Genomic DNA, 16,330 nt, shown 5'->3' on the forward strand with positions numbered 1-16,330 from the left:
CTCAGTACATATACCGAGTACATAATGATCTCCATGAGCACCCGCCACATCCTGCTCGGGCTGCTCGCCGCAGGTCCCAGCCATGGCTACGACCTCAAGCGACGGCACGACGAACGCTTCCCGCAGGCCCGTCCGCTGGCCTACGGGCAGGTGTACACGACCCTGCAACGGCTGGTCCGCGACGGACTCGCCGAGGTCGACGGCACCGACGCCGACGGCGGCCCCGAGCGCACCCTGTACCGCTCCACCGCCCGGGGCGCGGACGAACTCGCCCACTGGGCCGGGGAGATCACCCCGCCCGCGCCCTTCGTCGCGAACGAGATCTTCGCCAAGGTCGTCGTCGCGATCCTCGCGGGCGGCGACCCCGAGCGCTATCTGCTCGACCAGCGCGCCGCGCACATGGCGCGGATGCGCGAGCTGACGACCGTGAAGACCGCCCCGGGCGCCGACCTGTCGACGGTCCTGTCCGCCGACTACGCCCTCACCCACCTCGACGCCGACCTGCGCTGGATGACCACCACCGCGGCCCGGCTGACGTCCCTGACCGCGGAGGTAGACCACAGATGACGCCCGACAACGGCACCGCACCGCTGCTCGCGGCCCGCGGCCTGGTCAAGGCGCACGGCAGGACGCAAGCGCTGCGCGGCGCGTCCGTCGAGCTGGCGGCCGGCGAGATCCTGGCCGTCACCGGCCCGAGCGGCAGCGGGAAGTCCACGCTGCTGCACTGCCTGGCGGGCATCGTCCGGCCCGACGCGGGCGCGGTGACCTACGGCGGCGAGCGCGTCGACCAGCTGCCGGAGGCCCGGCTGAGCGAGCTGCGCCGCACCGAGTTCGGTGTGGTGTTCCAGTTCGGGCAGCTCATCCCGGAACTGACGGCGGTGGACAACGTGGCGCTGCCGCTGCTGCTGGCCGGCCACGGCCGCCGGCAGGCGCACGCGGCGGCCGGCGAGTGGCTGGAGCGGTTCGGGGTGCGGGGCCAGGAGGAGTTGCGGCCCGGCGAGCTGAGCGGCGGTCAGGCGCAGCGGGTGGCGCTGGCGCGGGCCCTGGTGACCGGGCCGAAGGTGGTCTTCGCCGACGAGCCGACCGGGGCGCTGGACTCGCTCGCCGGGGAGCAGGTGATGACCGCGCTGGCGCACGCCGCCCGCGAGTCCGCCACCTCCGTGCTGCTCATCACGCATGACGCGCGGGTGGCGGCGTACGCCGACCGCGAAGTGTCGCTGCGCGACGGCGCGCTGCTCGCCGAGGGCGCGGACGTGCGGGAGGTGCGCCGATGAGGACCGATCTGCGGCTGGCCCGGCTGCTGGTGTCCGGCTCGGACCGGCGCGAGTGGTGGCGGATCGCGCTCACCGCGTTCGGCGCGCTGCTCGCGACCGGGTTCGCGCTGGTCGCGGTGGTCCTGACCGCGCTGCGCGGCCACCATTCGCTCGGTTTCGCCCACGGCCTGCTGGACCAGCCCGGGGAGCGGCAGGGCGCGGTGCTGACCCTGCTGCTCCTGCTGGTGCCGGTGTTCGGCTTCCTCGGCCAGTGCGCCCGGATCGGCGCGGTGCACCGGGACCGGCGGCTGGCCGGTCTGCGGCTCGCCGGCGCCACGCCCCGGCAGGTGCGGCGGATCGCGGCCGCCGAGGCGGGGCTGGCCTGTCTGGCGGGCTCGGCGGTCGCCACCGTCTTCTCGGTGCTGCTGCTGGTGACGAACTGGAGCGTGCCGTCCGGCTGGGCCTGGGCCGGGATCGCCGTCGTCGCGGCCGGTGTGCCGGTGGTCGGCGCGGCGGTGAGCGTGCTGGCACTGCGCCGGGTGGTGGCCTCACCGCTGGGACTGGTGCGCCGGGTGCGGCCGCAGCCGCGGCCCGGGCTGATGTTCCTGCTGGCGGTGGCGCTGTTCGCCGGGGCGTCCGTGCTGTCGTACCTCACCCTGTCGAGCCGCGGCACGCACCGCGGTGTGGCCCTCGGCCCGCTGCTGGTCTTCTCGCTGCTGGTGGTGATCGGCACGGCCGCGCTGTGGCTGGTCGGCGCGACCGCCAGGCTGACCGGCCGGCTGCTGGCGGCCCGCACCGAGCGGCCGGCGGTGCTGATCGCGGCCGAGCGGCTGCGCGACGACCCGTGGGCGGCGGCCCGCGGCCACGCGGCCGTGCTGCTGGTGACGATCGTGGCGACCGCGTTCGTGGGCGTGCGGCAGGTGCTGCTGGAGATCCTCGCCTCGGACAAGCACCTGGGCGAGTCGCGGGGCTTCTACACGGCCGGCATCGATCTGACGGCCGCCGCGATCGGCGTCGCCCTGCTGATCACCCTGTTCGGGCTGGCCGTCGGCACCGCCGAGTCCCTGGCCGGCCGTCGTCGGGGCCTGGCCGCGCAGACGGCCGCCGGGGTGCCGCGGGCGGTGCTCGGCCGGGCGCTGCTGCTTCAGACCGCGCTGCCGCTGGCGCCCGCGGTGCTGCTGGCGGGTCTCGGCGGGATGCTGGTCGGCACCGGGTACGCCGCGCTCACCGACGACGGCGGCAGCCGCTCGGTACCGTGGGTGGCCCTGCTGGTGCCGGTCGCCGTGTACGCCGCCTGTCTGCTGGCCGCGGCGACCTCGCTGCCGCTGCTGCGCAGGTCGGCGCACCCCGGCGAGCTGCGCTACGCGTAGCCGCGAGGGGCGGGGCGGGCAGCCCTGCGGGACCGGGGTGGACGGGGGTCTCCCCGGTCCCCGCGAGGACCGTCGCTCCGCTGCTCCGGCCGGCTGTGCGAAAGCCCGGACCGTCAGGCGGAGATGCCGTCGATCCGGGCCAGAGCGTCGTCCGCGCCGTACGGCTGGAGGTAGGGCAGCCAGCGCGGATCCCGGTGCCCGGTCCCGATGATGCGCCAGGCCAGGCCGGTGGGCGGGGCGGGTTTGTGCCGCAGTCGCCAGCCCAGTTCCACCAGGTGACGGTCGGCCTTGACGTGATTGCAGCGGCGGCAGGAAGCCACCACGTTGTCCCAGACGTGCTTGCCTCCGCGCGAGCGCGGGATGACGTGGTCGACGCTGGTTGCGACGCCACCGCAGTACATGCACCGGCCCCCGTCGCGGGCGAACAGCGCCCGGCGGGTCAGAGGAACGGGCCCCCGGTAGGGAACCCGTACGAATCGCTTGAGCCGGACCACGCTGGGTGCGGGGACTGTGACGGTCGCGCTGTGCAGATAGGCGCCGGACTCCTCAAGGCACACGGCCTTGTTCTCCAGGACGAGGATGAGCGCGCGGCGGAGCGGTACGACGCCGAGGGGCTCGTACGACGCGTTGAGGACCAGGACATGCGGCACGGATGCCTCCTTGTACGCCGGCGGCGCGTGGCTCGCGCCGGGACGATCTGCAGTCAGTCTCCCCTCATGCCTGGTGAACGCGCCACCATGTCCCGGTAACGGGCTGGGAGTGTTTTCGACCACATCTGATTCATCCCCCGGTGGGGGACCTGTTCAAGCCCAGGTGAGTACGGTCTCTCCTTCGCGAACCACGCGGGTGCACACACAATGCCCCGTTAGTGTGGTGGTTCTGCCCGTCCGGTGACCTTTCCGTGACCTGAACCACTTCGCCGGCGACAGACCGCTGCACCTGGAGGTTCCCGCCGTGTCCTTGTCCGCCGTCCTACCGGCCGCCGGCTCCTCGCCGTCGCCCTCCCCGTCCGAGACGACGGTGCCGTCGGTGCCCTCGCTCCAGGACGCCCAGGAGAGCGCGTCCAACGCCGCCGGCTGGGTCGAGGAGAACTGGTCCACCTGGCTGGCGATCGGCCTGCGGGTGCTGCTGATCCTGGTGATCGCGGCGGTGCTGAGAGTCGTGGTCAGGCGGGCGATCACCAAGCTGATAGACCGGATGAACCGCACCGTGCAGTCGGTGGACGGCACGGCGATCGGCGGCCTGCTGGTGAACGTCGAGCGCCGCAGGCAGCGCTCGCAGGCGATCGGCTCGGTGCTGCGCTCGGTGGCGAGCTTCCTGATTCTGGGCACCGGCGCCCTGATGATCCTGGCCACCTTCGAGATCAACCTCGCGCCGCTGCTGGCGTCCGCGGGTGTCGCGGGTGTGGCGATCGGTTTCGGCGCCCGCAACCTGGTCACCGACTTCCTGTCCGGCGTGTTCATGATCCTGGAGGACCAGTACGGCGTCGGTGACTCGATCGACGCGGGCGTCGCCTCCGGCGAGGTGATCGAGGTCGGCCTGCGCGTGACGAAGCTGCGCGGCGACAACGGCGAGATCTGGTACGTGCGCAACGGCGAGGTCAAGCGGGTCGGCAACCTCTCCCAGGGCTGGGCCACCGCGGGCGTCGACGTGACGGTCCGTCCGTCGGAGGACCTGGACCACGTGAAGGCGGTGCTCACCGCGGTCGGCGACGCGATGAGCAAGGAGGAGCCCTGGAACGAGCTGCTGTGGGGCCCGATCGAGATCCTGGGCCTGGACAGCGTCCTGCTGGACTCGATGGTGGTGCGCCTGTCGGCGAAGACCATGCCGGGCAAGGCCCTCACCATCGAGCGCGAGCTGCGCTGGCGGGTCAAGCGGGCCCTCGACGCCGAGGGCATCCGGATCGTGGGCGGCCTTCCGGCGCAGTCGGACACCGAGGCCGACGCCGACCCGACCGCGGGCATGGCGGCCCCCTCGGTCTACGCCAACACCGCCTCCCCGCAGTCCGCGGCGGCCTCCCCCATCACGCCGCCGCTGACCAAGTAGGCCGCACCGCACCAGACTCCACCGGCGCCCCCGCGAGGTGACGACTCCGTCGCCCGCGGGGGCGCCGTCGTCTCTTGACGGCTCCCGCGCGGCGGACTAGCTTCCCCGAGAAATGTCAGGAAACTTTCCTGACAGCGGCCGCGGGCACCCTCGAAAGGCAGGTGTCGACTCGCATGCCAGGACCTCCCGGCACACCGGGCACTCCCCGCGTGCTGCGCGCCATGAACGACCGCGCCGCCCTGGACCTGCTCCTGGAGCACGGCACCCTCTCGCGCACCCGGATCGGCAGGCTCACCGGCCTGTCCAAGCCGACCGCCTCACAGCTCCTCGCCCGCCTGGAGGCCGCCGGACTGGTCCTGATGACCGGCACCACCGAGGGCCGCCCCGGGCCCGGCGCCCAGCTCTACGCCATCAACCCGGCCGCCGCCCACGCCGCCGGCCTCGACGTCACCCCCGAGCGCATCCGCGCGGCCGTCGCCGACCTCACCGGCCGCACGGTCGGCACCCACGAGGTCGCCACCCCCGGCCGCCGCTCCGACCGGCCCGTCGTACGCCAGGTCACCGACGCCCTCGACGGTGCCGTGAAGGCGGCGGGCCTGACCCGCGACGACGTCCACCGGCTGGTCATCGCCACCCCCGGCGCCTTCGACCCCCACACCGGCCGGCTGCGCTACGCCTCCCACCTGCCCGGCTGGCACTCCCCCACCCTGCTCGACGAACTCGCCGCCGCGCTGCCGATGCCGGTCGAGTACGAGAACGACGTCAACCTCGTCGCGATCGCCGAGCAGCGGCTCGGAGCGGCCCGCGGCCACGAGGACTTCGTCCTGCTGTGGAACCAGGAGGGCCTCGGCGCCGCCCTGGTCCTCGGTGGCCGGCTGCACCGCGGCTGGACCGGCGGCGCCGGCGAGGTCGGCTTCCTGCCGGTGCCGGGCACCCCGCTGGTGCGCCAGGTCGGCAAGGCCAACAGCGGCGGCTACCAGGAACTGGCCGGCGCCCGGGCGGTCCTCGGGCTGGCCCGCGACCTCGGTCTGACGGACCTTCCGACGGGGCCGTACGCCGAGGTCGCGGCGGCCCTGCTGGCCCGCGCCGCACAGGCCGACGACGCCCCGCACCGACGGCTGCTGCGGACCTACGCGACCCGTCTCGCCACCGGTCTGGCCTCGCTGGTCTCCGTCCTGGACCCGGAGCTGGTGGTGCTCAGCGGCACCGCGCTGGCCGCCGGCGGCGAGCCGCTGCGCGCCCTGGTCCAGGCCGAACTGGCCGAGCTGGCCGCGCCCCGGCCGCGGCTCGTGCTCGGCGACGTCACCGCACACCCCGTGCTCCGCGGCGCGCTGGAGAGCGCGCTCGCGGCCACCCGCGACGAGGTCTTCGACACCTCGCGCTGAAGGGTCAGGACGAATGAAACTCACCGTGGTAGGCGGCGGTTCGACCTACACGCCCGAACTGATCGACGGCTTCGCCCGCCTCCGGGACACCCTCCCCGTCGACGAACTGGTCCTGGTCGACCCCGCGACGGACCGCCTCGACCTGGTGGCGGGCCTGGCCCGCCGGATCTTCGCCCGCCAGGGCCATCCCGGGCGGATCGTCACCACCACCGACCTCGACTCGGGCGTGGACGGCGCGGACGCGGTGCTGATCCAGCTGCGCGTCGGCGGCCAGGCGGCCCGCGAACAGGACGAGACCTGGCCCCTGGAGTGCGGGTGCGTCGGCCAGGAGACCACCGGCGCGGGCGGCCTCGCCAAGGCGCTGCGCACGGTGCCGGTGGTCCTGGACATCGCCGAGCGGGTCCGCCGCGCCAGCCCCGACGCCTGGATCATCGACTTCACCAACCCGGTCGGCATCGTCACCCGCGCCCTGCTCCAGGCCGGGCACAAGGCGGTCGGCCTGTGCAACGTGGCGATCGGCCTCCAGCGCAAGTTCGCCGCGCTGCTGGACGTCGCGCCCGCCTCCGTCCACCTCGACCACGTCGGCCTCAACCACCTCACCTGGGAGACCGCCGTCCGCCTCGGCGGCCCCGAGGGCGAGGACGCGCTGCCCCGCCTGCTCGCCGAGCACGGCGACACCGTCGCCGCGGACCTGCGGCTGCCGCGCGCCCTCCTGGACCGCCTCGGCGTGGTCCCGTCGTACTACCTGCGCTACTACTACGCCCACGACGAGGTGGTCCGGGAGCTGCGCACCAAGCCCTCCCGCGCGGCGGAGGTCGCCGAGATGGAGCGGCAGCTGCTGAGGCTGTACGCCGACCCGGCCCTCGACTCCAAGCCGGAGCTGCTGGCCCGGCGCGGCGGCGCCTTCTACTCGGAGGCGGCGGTGGACCTGGCGGCGGCCCTGCTGGGCGGCGGTGGCAGCCCCTACCAGGTGGTCAACGTCCGCAACGAGGGCACGCTGCCCTTCCTGCCCGACGACGCGGTGATCGAGGTCCCGGCGGCGGTGCGCACCCCCGGCGGCCCGGCCCCGCTGCCCGTGGCACCGGTGGACCCGCTGCACGCGGGCCTCATCGCCCATGTGACGGCGTACGAGGACCTGGCGCTGCGCGCCGCGCTGCACGGCGGCCGGGACCGCGTCTTCGACGCGCTCCTCGCCCATCCCCTCATCGGCCAGTACGCGTACGCCGACACCCTCACCGACCGGCTGATCGCACACAACCGGGAGCACCTGGCGTGGGCCTGACCGCACAAGTCCTCGCCGTCGACGCGGGCAACAGCAAGACCGAGGTGGCGGTGGTCGCCGCCGACGGCACCGTCCTGGCCACGGCCCGCGGCGGGGGCTTCCGTCCGCCGGCCGTGGGCCTGGACGCGGCGATGGCGGCGCTCGCCGACCCGGTGGGCCGCGCCCTCGACTCCGCCGGCGCCGACTCCGTCGCCCATGTGTCGGCCTGCCTCGCCAACGCCGACCTCCCGGTCGAGGAGGAGACCCTGACCGCCGCCGTCCGCGCCCAGGGCTGGGGCGCGACCGCCGAGGTCCGCAACGACACCTTCGCCGTCCTGCGGGCCGGCGTCACCGAGCCGCGCGGGGTCGCCGTGGTCTGCGGCGCCGGCATCAACTGCGTCGGCATGCGCCCCGACGGCCGCACCGCCCGCTTCCCGGCGCTCGGACGCCTCTCCGGCGACTGGGGCGGCGGCTGGGGCCTGGCGGAGGAGGCGATGTTCCACGCGGCCCGCGCCGAGGACGGGCGCGGCGGACCCACACAGCTGGCCTCGGCCCTCCCCGCCCACTTCGGGCTGCCCTCCATGTACGCCCTGATCGAGGCGCTGCACCTGGGCCGCGTCCCCGACGCCCGGCGCCACGAACTGGCGCCCGTCCTCTTCGCCACGGCCGACGGCGGCGACCCCGTCGCCCGCTCCCTCGTCGACCGCCTCGCCGAGGAGATCGTCACCATGGCGGTGGTCGCCCTCACCCGCCTCGACCTCCTCGCCGAGCGGACGCCCGTGGTGCTGGGCGGCGGCATCCTCGCCGCGCGGCACGCCCGACTGGAGCGCGGCATCGCGGACCTGCTGGCCTCCCGCGCCCCCGAGGCGGTCCCGCACGTGGTCACGGCCGGCCCGGTCCTGGGCGCGGCCCTCCTCGGCCTGGACCGCGTCGCGGCCGCCCCGGAGGCACACCGGCGGCTGCGCGCTCACTTCGACGAGACACCCCCTAGGGTCCGCCGCGGGCAGGCGTGCACGGCCGGCGCGGGGCGGCCGCTGTGCGCCCCGAGCGGAACCGAACCGCCCCCACCGGCGTATTCATGAGCGGGGAGAGGTGCCACGCGCGCTGCGATCCGATCAAGATCCAGTGAAGGCCGGTGCGGATGCCGGTCCCGGCAGCGATACTTGCGGCGACAGATGACCACGGGGGAGGTCAAGGGTGACATACACGCCCACGGGCAGCGCGGCACCGCCACAGCCGCCGCAGGCACCCCGCCGCACCGCCTTCGCCGAGGGCGTGGACCGCGTGCGCGCGGCCGCCACCACGGAACCCGGCCGGCTGCGCATCATCGGTGCCGTACTGGCCCTCCTCGTCGTCGCCTTCGGCGCCGTCACCGCCTGGCAGACCACGGACCGCGCGGCCGCCGCCGACGACGTCCTGAACAAGAGCCGGCCGCTCAGCTCCGCCGCCGCCGACATCTACCGCTCCCTCGCCGACGCCGACACCGCCGCCTCCAGCGGCTTCCTCGCCGGCGGCCAGGAGACCAAGGCCAGCAGGGACCGGTACGAGAAGGACATCCGCACCGCCGCCGCCAAGCTGATCCACGCGGCCAACAACTCCGATCCCCACTCGCCCGCCGCGCGGACCATCGCCGAACTGAACCGGCTCCTGCCCGAGTACAAGGGCCTCATCGAACGGGCCCGCGCCAACAACCGCCAGGGCTACCCGCTGGGCGGCGCCTATCTGCGGTACGCGAACGACAAGATGCAGACGGAGATGCTCCCGGCCGCCGAGGCCCTCTACACCTCCGAGAACCAGCGTCTGCGCAGCGACTACGCGAGCGCCACGCCCTACCCGTGGGCCGCCATCGCCCTCGGTGTCACCGCGCTCGCCGCGCTCGCCTGGGCCCAGCACCGCAACTACCGGCGCACCCACCGCGTCCTCAACCAGGGCCTGGTCGCCGCCACCGCGACCACCACCGTCGTGCTGCTCTGGCTCGTCATCGGCCACACCGTCGCCCGCGCCGGCCTGCACGACTCCTACGACCACGGCGTGCGCTCCCTCGACGTCCTGCACGACGCCCGTATCGCCTCCCTCAAGGCCCGGGGCAACGAGAACCTCACCCTGGTCAACCGCGGCGCCGAGACCGTCGAGACGGCGCCCGGGAAGTTCGCCGACAAGTTCGACGTGGCGTACGAGGCCTCGATGAAGGACCTCGCGACGGGGCTCAAGGCGGCCGCCGCGCTGGCCGACGACCCGGCCGGCGAGAAGCCCGTGAAGACCGCCGCCGACAGCATGGACGTGTGGCAGGACCGCCACCGCGAGGCCCGCGACGCCGACGACGCGGGCGACTACCAGGCGGCCCTCGACAAGATCATCGGCGCTCGGGACGACAAGCCGACCGGCGAGTGCTTCGACAGCGTCGACGACAGTCTCCAGACCGCGATCGCGCACGAGGAGCGGGAGTTCGCGCGGGCGGCCGGCGACGGCCTGGACGCGATGACCGGGCTGGCCGTCGGCGCCGCCGCGCTCGCCGTGCTGGGCGCGGCGGGCGCGCTGCTGGGCATCGGCCGCAGGCTGTCGGAGTACCGGTGAAAGGGGGCGTGACGATGTACGCACGACGTGTGCGGGCCGGCCTGAAGGGCTGGGGCGGCGTGGGCGCGATGGCGTTCCTCTGCGCCCTGGCGGTGGCCTTCGCCCTGCTGCTGCCGCGCACCCAGGCCCCCGGCGACGGCAGCACCGGCGTGGGCGGCCGGAAAGTGGCCGACGGCTCCCCCGCGAAGGCCGACACCTGCGAGGACCCGCAGGACCGGAGCCTGCCGCCGGGCACCGCCGAGGGCTCGGCGATCGCGGCCGTCAAGAAGCGCGGCTACCTCTCGGTCGGCGTCGACCAGAACAGCTACCGCTGGGGCTACCGCGACCCCAACAGTGACGCCGAGACCGTCCAGTTGGAGGGCTTCGACATCGATCTGGCCCGCCGGATAGCCGAGGAGCTGCTCGGCTCCCCGGACCTCATCCGCTTCAAGGCCATCCCCACCAACCAGCGCGTCCCGGCGATCCAGAGCGGTCAGGTCGACATGGTGGTGCGCACCATGACCATCACCTGCACCCGCCTGAAGGACGTCGCCTTCTCCGCCCCGTACTTCCTCACCGGCCAGCAGGTCCTCGCCCCCGACTCCTCCGGGATCACCGGCTACGACGACACCCTCGCCGGCCGCAGGATCTGCTCGGCGACGGGCTCGACGGCGTACGAGAAGCTGGACGCCGACCGCAAGGCCGGCGAACTGCCCGCCTCCGCCGACATCTCCACCACCGTCCCCAACCAGCTGGACTGCCTGGTGCGGCTCCAGCTCGGCCAGGTGGACGCGGTGGTGACCGACAGCGCGCTCGCCGCCAGCCAGGCCGCTCAGGATCCCACGGTGGAGCTGAAGGGCGACCGCTTCACCACCGAGTACTACGGCGTGGCGATGAAGAAGGACGCCGACGATCTGGTACGCCGGGTCAACCGGATACTGGAGGACTACCGCGAGGACGGCGGTTGGAAGGCGTCGTACGACAAGTGGCTCTCGCCGACGCTGGGTAAGGACTCGGAGTCGGCGACCCCGCCGACGCCGCGCTACAAGTGACCGCTACTGACTCAGACCCAGCAACGAGAGGTGATCGATGGGCGTCACGGGAGCCTCCGGTCCGGTGATGGACAGGGACGAGGTGGACCGTGCGCTGGCGCGGCTCGGCGCGGAGCACGAGGCGATCGAGACCTCGCTGCTGGCCCTCCAGGACCACGCGGGCCGCCGGCTCCTCGAAGGCGCCGAGCTGACCGGGACCACCAAGGAGCGGTGGGCGGCCACGGAGGCGTCGATCACCCTGCTGTGGACCTACTTCGACGCCTACACCGACGCCCTGCGCGGCGCCCGCGACATCCGCACCCGCCGCCGCTGGTCCAGCCGCGAGGACCTGGTGGAGCTGACCGAGCTGCTGCGCGGCGACGCGGTCACCGTCGCCGGGAGCGCCGCGGTGACGGCCGCCGCGCCGACCCTGGACGGCGGCGCCGGCCGGCTCAGCCGGCGCTTCACGCTGGCGGAACTCGTCGACCGGATGAACGAGCTGTACGCGTCCTCGCTCGACATGGTGATCGCCGCCGACGCGGTCTGGTCCGCGCTGCCCGCCCGGATCGATCTGCTGGCCGCCGAGCTGCAGCGCACCCGCAAGCTCGCCCACTCCGTCGGCGTCCGCCCCGGCGAGCACCCCTCGGGCGACGACCTGGAGCGCATCACCCGCACCCTGACCAGGCTCCGCGAAGAGGTGGTCTCCGACCCGCTGGCGTTCTGGAAGCCCGCCGAGGGCTCCTCCGCCCCGGGCGGCGGCCGGCCCGACACCACGGTGTACGACCGCGAGGCCCGCGCCCTGGAGGAGGTACGGCGTGAGATCGACGCCGTCCTGACGGTCCGTCAGGACGCCGAGCAGCGGCTCATCCGGCTGCGGGACGTGCTGTCCCGCGCGGACCGCACCCTCGCCGAGGCCCGCACCGCGCGCGGCGAGGTGCTGGCGAAGATCGCCGCGACCGAGGTGCCCGTCGTCAGCGGCCCGCCGACCGCGCTCCAGGAGCAGCTGGCCACCGCCGCCGAGTACCGCCGGCAGGCGCGCTGGCACCGTCTCTCGCCGCTACTGGAGTCGCTGGAGCAGAAGGCGGAGGACGAACTGCTGCGCGCCCGCGAGTCGTTGACCGCCGTCACGGCTCCGCTGGCGGTCCGTGCCGAACTGCGCGGCCGGCTCGACGCGTACAAGGCGAAGGTCGCCCGGCACGGCCTGGCGGAGGACCCGCTGCTGGTGGAGCGGTACGACGCGGCCCGCCGCATGCTGTGGAGCGCGCCCTGCGATCTGCGCGTCGCCGAGCAGGCGGTGCTGCGCTACCAGCAGGCGGCGGCCGAACTGCTCGCCGCGCCGCGGGTGCCGGGGCCGGGCGGGCCGGAGGATCACAGGGGGGAGTCCGCGAGATGAGTGAGACACCGCGCGCCTGTCAGCGCCCGGACTGCGGCGGGACGTACGAGGACGTCGGCGGCGGCGAGCTGTACTGCGACACCTGCGGCCTCGCCCCGGTGGTCTCGGCCACCGGCATGGTCGGCTCGCCGCCCACCGGGGTGACCGGCGGCGGCAAGGACTCGGCGGGCAGCGGCAGCACCCGCACCGGCAGCTCGCGCACGTCGTCGCAGTCGTCGAAGTCCCGGCGCTCGGTGTCGGGGCGGCTCTCGCGCTCCCTCTCCGGCCGGGCCACCAGCCGCTCGGTGTCGGTGCGCAGCTCCGGCTCCACCTCCTCCTCCAGCGGCCGGGGCCGGCTCGGCGCGGGCCTGGTGCAGGTGCCGGACGTGCCGCGGCCCGATCCGCGGGCGATGGTGCTGGCGAACCCGGAGGTGCCGGAGCGCAAGCGGTTCTGCTCCCGCTCGGACTGCGGGGCGCCGGTGGGCCGCGCGCGCGGCGACCGGCCCGGCCGCACCGAGGGCTTCTGCACCAAGTGCGGCCACCCGTACTCCTTCGTGCCGAAGCTGCGGTCCGGCGACATCGTGCACGGCCAGTACGAGGTGGCGGGCTGTCTGGCGCACGGCGGTCTCGGCTGGATCTACCTCGCGGTGGACCGCGCGGTCTCGGACCGCTGGGTGGTGCTCAAGGGTCTGCTGGACACCGGCGACCAGGACGCGATGGCGGCGGCGATCTCCGAGCGCCGGTTCCTCGCGGAGATCGAGCACTCCAACATCGTGCGGATCTACAACTTCGTCGAGCACCTGGACCAGCGCACCGGTTCGCTGGACGGGTACATCGTGATGGAGTACGTCGGCGGCAAGTCCCTGAAGGAGATCGCCAACGCCCGCCGCACCCCGGAGGGTCGGCGCGATCCGCTGCCGGTGGAGCAGGCCTGCGCGTACGGCATCGAAGCCCTGGAGGCCCTCGGCCATCTGCACAGCCGCAATCTGTTGTACTGCGACTTCAAGGTCGACAACGCCATCCAGACCGAGGACCAGCTCAAACTGATCGACATGGGCGCCGTGCGCCGCATGGACGACGACGAGTCGGCGATCTACGGCACCGTCGGCTACCAGGCGCCGGAGGTCGCCGAGGTCGGCCCGTCGGTGGCGAGCGACCTGTACACGGTCGGCCGCACCCTCGCCGTGCTCACCTTCGACTTCGCGGGCTACACCAACCTCTACGTCGACTCCCTGCCGGACCCCGACACCATCGACGTCTTCCGGCGGTACGAGTCCTTCTACCGCCTGCTGGTGCGCGCCACCGACCCCGACCCGGCCCGCAGGTTCGCCTCCGCGCAGGAGATGGCGGAGCAGCTGACCGGGGTCCTGCGGGAGGTCGTCTCGCTCCGGACGGGACGGGCCCGGCCGGCGCTGTCGACCCTGTTCGGTCCCGAACTGCGGGTCACCGACTCCGAGTTGTTCCCGAAGCTCGACGGGGAGGTGTCACGGCTCGGGGCACGGGTGGTCCGGCCGCGGCGGAGCCCGGAGCTCACCACCGCCGCACCCGCCGCACCGCTGGCCGTGCAGGGCGCCGCCGTTGCGGCTCCGGGGCTGGTGAAGCCGGTGCCGACCGGTGCCGCCGCGCTCGCGCTGCCGATCCCGCGGGTCGACCCGGCCGACCCCAACGCCGGTTTCCTGGCCGGTCTGCTGACGTCCGCGCCGGCCGAACTGATCGCCGCCCTCACCGCCGTACCGGCGCAGTCCACGGAGACCGGGCTGCGGCAGGTCCGCGCCTGGCTGGAGAGCGGTGACGCGGGGGCCGCGCTGAACGTCCTCGCGGCGCTGGAGGCGGAACGGCCCGACGACTGGCGGGTGGTCTGGTACCGGGGCGTCGCCGCGCTGGTGACCGGCGACCACGAGGGCGCCGCGCTCGCCTTCGACGCGATCTACGACGCCTTCCCGGGCGAGGCCGCCCCCAAGCTCGCCCTCGGCCTGTGCGCGGAGGTGCTGGGCCAGTTGGACAACGCCGCCGAGTACTACCACCTGGTGTGGTCGACCGACCCGAGCTGTGTGAGCGCCGCCTTCGGCCTGGCCCGCGTCCAGCTCGCCACCGGCAACCGGCGGGGCGCCGTGCGGACGTTGGAGTCGGTGCCGGAGTCGTCCATCCACTACACGGCGGCCCGGGTGGCCGCCGTCCGCGCCCGGCTGCGGCAGCGCACCGCCGTCGCCTCCGACGTACCCTTCCTGGAGGATCTGACCGCGGCAGCCGGTCAGGTCGAGGCCCTCGACGCGTACGGACTGGATCCGACGCGGCGCGAGCAGTTGGCCACGGAAGTGCTCGGTTGTGCCCTGGACTGGATACTCTCCGGTGGCCAGGGTTCCGTCCCTCCCGCCGCCGGAGGACGGACGCTGCTCGGCAGCGGCCTGGACGAACGGGGCCTGCGTTTCGGCCTGGAGCGTTCGTACCGCACGCTGGCCCGGCTGGCGCGGGGCGGCGAGGAGAGGATCGACCTGGTGGAACGTGCCAATCGTTACCGCCCCCGGACGTGGGTGTAGTTGATGTCGCAGATGCCGCCCCGGCAGGCCGCCCTGACGCAGTGCCCGAGCTGCGCCGAACCGCTGGAACCGGGTGACCGTTACTGCGGTGCGTGCGGGTACGACCTGTCGGCCGTGCCGCCCCAGCCGCAGCAGAGCCCGACACCCGCTGCGAGCGCCCCGAGACCACCGGCCGCGCACGGCCCGTCGTCCCCGACGGCGCACGGCCCGTCGTCCCCGACCGCGGACGGCCATGCGTCCCCGGTCGTCGGCGGTGCGACGCCGTCCGGCACGGGTGGGCCGGTGTCCGGTGTCAACGGCTCGGTGCCGCCGCCTCCCGCCGCGCCCCCGGCCGCGCCCGCCGCCTGGCCGGCCACGGCCGCGGCACCCGACGGCGCGCCGGGCGGTGCCGTCCCGCCGCAGGCCGCCCCGCCGTCCCCGCCGTCCCCGACTGCGCACGACGCCCACGCGGCCGCCGGTCCGGCCGGTGCCGAGGCCTCCGGTGTCCGCTTCGACCGGCGCGTCGGCGAACCCGACGACTACCCGCTCCAGGCCCCCGACCCGCGAGTCGCCGAACCCGCGCCCGCGCCGACCACGCCCGCCGCACCGGCCGCCGACCCGGCGAAGCTGTGCGTCGCCTGCCGTGCCGGCCGGGTCGACGGCGACGGCTACTGCGAGAACTGCGGCCACGCCCAGCCCCGCGAACGCGACCACATGGAACAGGAGTGCGGCCCGGTCGCCGCCGTCAGCGACCGCGGTCTGCGCCACCACCGCAACGAGGACGCGTTCACCGTCGCCACCGCCGCACTTCCCGACGGCTCCCCCGCCGTCGTCGCCATCGTCTGCGACGGCGTCTCCTCGGCGACCCGGCCCGACGACGCCTCGCTCGCCGCCTCGCAGGCCGCCGGCGCCACACTCATCGCCGCCCTGCCGCTCGGCACCCACCCCCAGCAGGCCATGCACGAGGCGATCGTCGCCGCCTCGCACGCCGTCAACTCCCTGGCCGAGGAACCCGCCACCGCCCGCGAGCACGCCCCGCACCAGAACGCCCCGGCCTGCACCCTGGTCGGTGCGATCGTCACCGGTGAGCTGCTGGTGGTCGGCTGGGTCGGCGACAGCCGCGCCTACTGGGTCCCGCTGGACCGCACCGCCCCGGCGGCCCGGCTCACCGAGGACGACTCCTGGGCCGCGCAGATGGTCGCCGCCGGCCTGATGAGCGAGGCGGAGGCGTACGCCGACGAGCGCGCCCACGCGATCACCGGCTGGCTCGGCGCGGACGCCTACGAACTGGAACCGCACACCGCCTCCTTCAAGCCGGACCGGCCCGGTGTGGTGGTGGTGTGCACGGACGGCCTGTGGAACTACGCCGAGGCGGCCGAGCAGATGGCCGACGTCCTGCCGCTCGACGCCGCCGTACGCCCGCTGCACAGCGCCCAGGTCCTGGTCGGCCACGCGCTGGACGGTGGGGGCCACGACAACGTAACAGTGGCCGTCCTGCCGTTCCCGGCCCCGCCGCAACGGGCAGGATCCGCCTGAGGCCGTC

13 protein-coding genes are annotated in these 16,330 nt (G+C 74.3%); 12 read left to right on the forward strand and 1 reads right to left on the reverse strand.

Features of this window, described 5'->3' with window-relative positions; genetic code table 11:
• Positions 1-33 precede the first annotated feature (33 nt).
• From ABT232_RS01145 to ABT232_RS01155, 3 genes are read left to right on the forward strand one after another with little or no spacing between them, the layout of a single operon-like run.
• Complete coding sequence (locus tag ABT232_RS01145) at positions 34-567, forward strand: PadR family transcriptional regulator (protein WP_351834078.1); 534 nt, start codon at positions 34-36, stop codon at positions 565-567.
• Positions 564-1,274: an ABC transporter ATP-binding protein gene (locus ABT232_RS01150; protein WP_351834081.1), complete on the forward strand. Its 711-nt coding sequence runs from the start codon at positions 564-566 to the stop codon at positions 1,272-1,274. Before ABT232_RS01145 ends, ABT232_RS01150 begins: the two co-directional genes overlap by 4 nt.
• Positions 1,271-2,623 (forward strand): FtsX-like permease family protein, encoded by a 1,353-nt coding sequence (locus tag ABT232_RS01155; RefSeq protein ID WP_351834084.1) that lies wholly within the window; start codon positions 1,271-1,273, stop codon positions 2,621-2,623. The genes ABT232_RS01150 and ABT232_RS01155 overlap by 4 nt, the downstream gene beginning before the upstream one ends.
• 113 nt (positions 2,624-2,736) lie before the next feature.
• Here ABT232_RS01155 and ABT232_RS01160 read toward each other — a convergent pair whose 3' ends face one another.
• On the reverse strand, positions 2,737-3,273 hold the full coding sequence (locus ABT232_RS01160; RefSeq protein ID WP_218517110.1) for an HNH endonuclease: 537 nt from the start codon (positions 3,271-3,273) through the stop codon (positions 2,737-2,739).
• 304 nt (positions 3,274-3,577) lie between these two features.
• On the opposite strand from ABT232_RS01160, the gene ABT232_RS01165 reads away from it, so the two are divergent.
• From ABT232_RS01165 to ABT232_RS01205, 9 genes are all read left to right on the forward strand, one after another.
• Entirely contained in the window at positions 3,578-4,669 is a 1,092-nt protein-coding gene (locus tag ABT232_RS01165; RefSeq protein WP_351834087.1) for a mechanosensitive ion channel family protein, read from the forward strand.
• Positions 4,670-4,842: 173 nt separating this feature from the next.
• A complete protein-coding gene (locus ABT232_RS01170) occupies positions 4,843-6,054 on the forward strand; it encodes an ROK family transcriptional regulator (protein WP_351834089.1) in 1,212 nt (403 codons plus the stop codon).
• A gap of 13 nt (positions 6,055-6,067) precedes the next feature.
• Positions 6,068-7,336, forward strand: a complete 1,269-nt coding sequence (locus ABT232_RS01175; protein ID WP_351834092.1) for a 6-phospho-beta-glucosidase — start codon at positions 6,068-6,070, stop codon at positions 7,334-7,336.
• On the forward strand, positions 7,327-8,397 hold the full coding sequence (locus tag ABT232_RS01180; RefSeq protein WP_351834094.1) for an N-acetylglucosamine kinase: 1,071 nt from the start codon (positions 7,327-7,329) through the stop codon (positions 8,395-8,397). Before ABT232_RS01175 ends, ABT232_RS01180 begins: the two co-directional genes overlap by 10 nt.
• Before the next feature lie 115 nt (positions 8,398-8,512).
• Positions 8,513-9,889 (forward strand): GlnX family signal transduction membrane protein, encoded by a 1,377-nt coding sequence (locus tag ABT232_RS01185; protein WP_351834097.1) that lies wholly within the window; start codon positions 8,513-8,515, stop codon positions 9,887-9,889.
• 14 nt (positions 9,890-9,903) lie between these two features.
• Complete coding sequence (locus tag ABT232_RS01190) at positions 9,904-10,920, forward strand: glutamate ABC transporter substrate-binding protein (protein ID WP_351834100.1); 1,017 nt, start codon at positions 9,904-9,906, stop codon at positions 10,918-10,920.
• Positions 10,921-10,957: 37 nt separating this feature from the next.
• Positions 10,958-12,292, forward strand: a complete 1,335-nt coding sequence (locus ABT232_RS01195; RefSeq protein WP_351834102.1) for a coiled-coil domain-containing protein — start codon at positions 10,958-10,960, stop codon at positions 12,290-12,292.
• The gene (locus tag ABT232_RS01200; protein ID WP_351834105.1) at positions 12,289-14,808 is read left to right on the forward strand and encodes a serine/threonine-protein kinase; all 2,520 of its coding nucleotides are present in this window, start codon (positions 12,289-12,291) and stop codon (positions 14,806-14,808) included. The genes ABT232_RS01195 and ABT232_RS01200 overlap by 4 nt, the downstream gene beginning before the upstream one ends.
• Positions 14,809-14,811: 3 nt before the next feature.
• Positions 14,812-16,323, forward strand: a complete 1,512-nt coding sequence (locus ABT232_RS01205; RefSeq protein ID WP_351834107.1) for a PP2C family protein-serine/threonine phosphatase — start codon at positions 14,812-14,814, stop codon at positions 16,321-16,323.
• Positions 16,324-16,330: the final 7 nt, after the last annotated feature.

The organism is Streptomyces sp. NPDC001532 (assembly GCF_040298625.1).
Lineage (GTDB): Bacteria > Actinomycetota > Actinomycetes > Streptomycetales > Streptomycetaceae > Streptomyces.

What these genes read in the sequence shown, in the direction of transcription:
- ABT232_RS01155 (WP_351834084.1), top strand. Translation starts at nt 1,271, where the DNA reads ATGAGGACCGATCTGCGGCTGGCCCGGCTGCTGGTGTCCGGCTCGGAC.
- ABT232_RS01200 (WP_351834105.1), top strand. Translation starts at nt 12,289, where the DNA reads ATGAGTGAGACACCGCGCGCCTGTCAGCGCCCGGACTGCGGCGGGACG.
- ABT232_RS01150 (WP_351834081.1), top strand. Translation starts at nt 564, where the DNA reads ATGACGCCCGACAACGGCACCGCACCGCTGCTCGCGGCCCGCGGCCTG.
- ABT232_RS01170 (WP_351834089.1), top strand. Translation starts at nt 4,843, where the DNA reads ATGCCAGGACCTCCCGGCACACCGGGCACTCCCCGCGTGCTGCGCGCC.
- ABT232_RS01145 (WP_351834078.1), top strand. Translation starts at nt 34, where the DNA reads ATGAGCACCCGCCACATCCTGCTCGGGCTGCTCGCCGCAGGTCCCAGC.
- ABT232_RS01195 (WP_351834102.1), top strand. Translation starts at nt 10,958, where the DNA reads ATGGGCGTCACGGGAGCCTCCGGTCCGGTGATGGACAGGGACGAGGTG.
- ABT232_RS01190 (WP_351834100.1), top strand. Translation starts at nt 9,904, where the DNA reads ATGTACGCACGACGTGTGCGGGCCGGCCTGAAGGGCTGGGGCGGCGTG.
- ABT232_RS01175 (WP_351834092.1), top strand. Translation starts at nt 6,068, where the DNA reads ATGAAACTCACCGTGGTAGGCGGCGGTTCGACCTACACGCCCGAACTG.
- ABT232_RS01205 (WP_351834107.1), top strand. Translation starts at nt 14,812, where the DNA reads ATGTCGCAGATGCCGCCCCGGCAGGCCGCCCTGACGCAGTGCCCGAGC.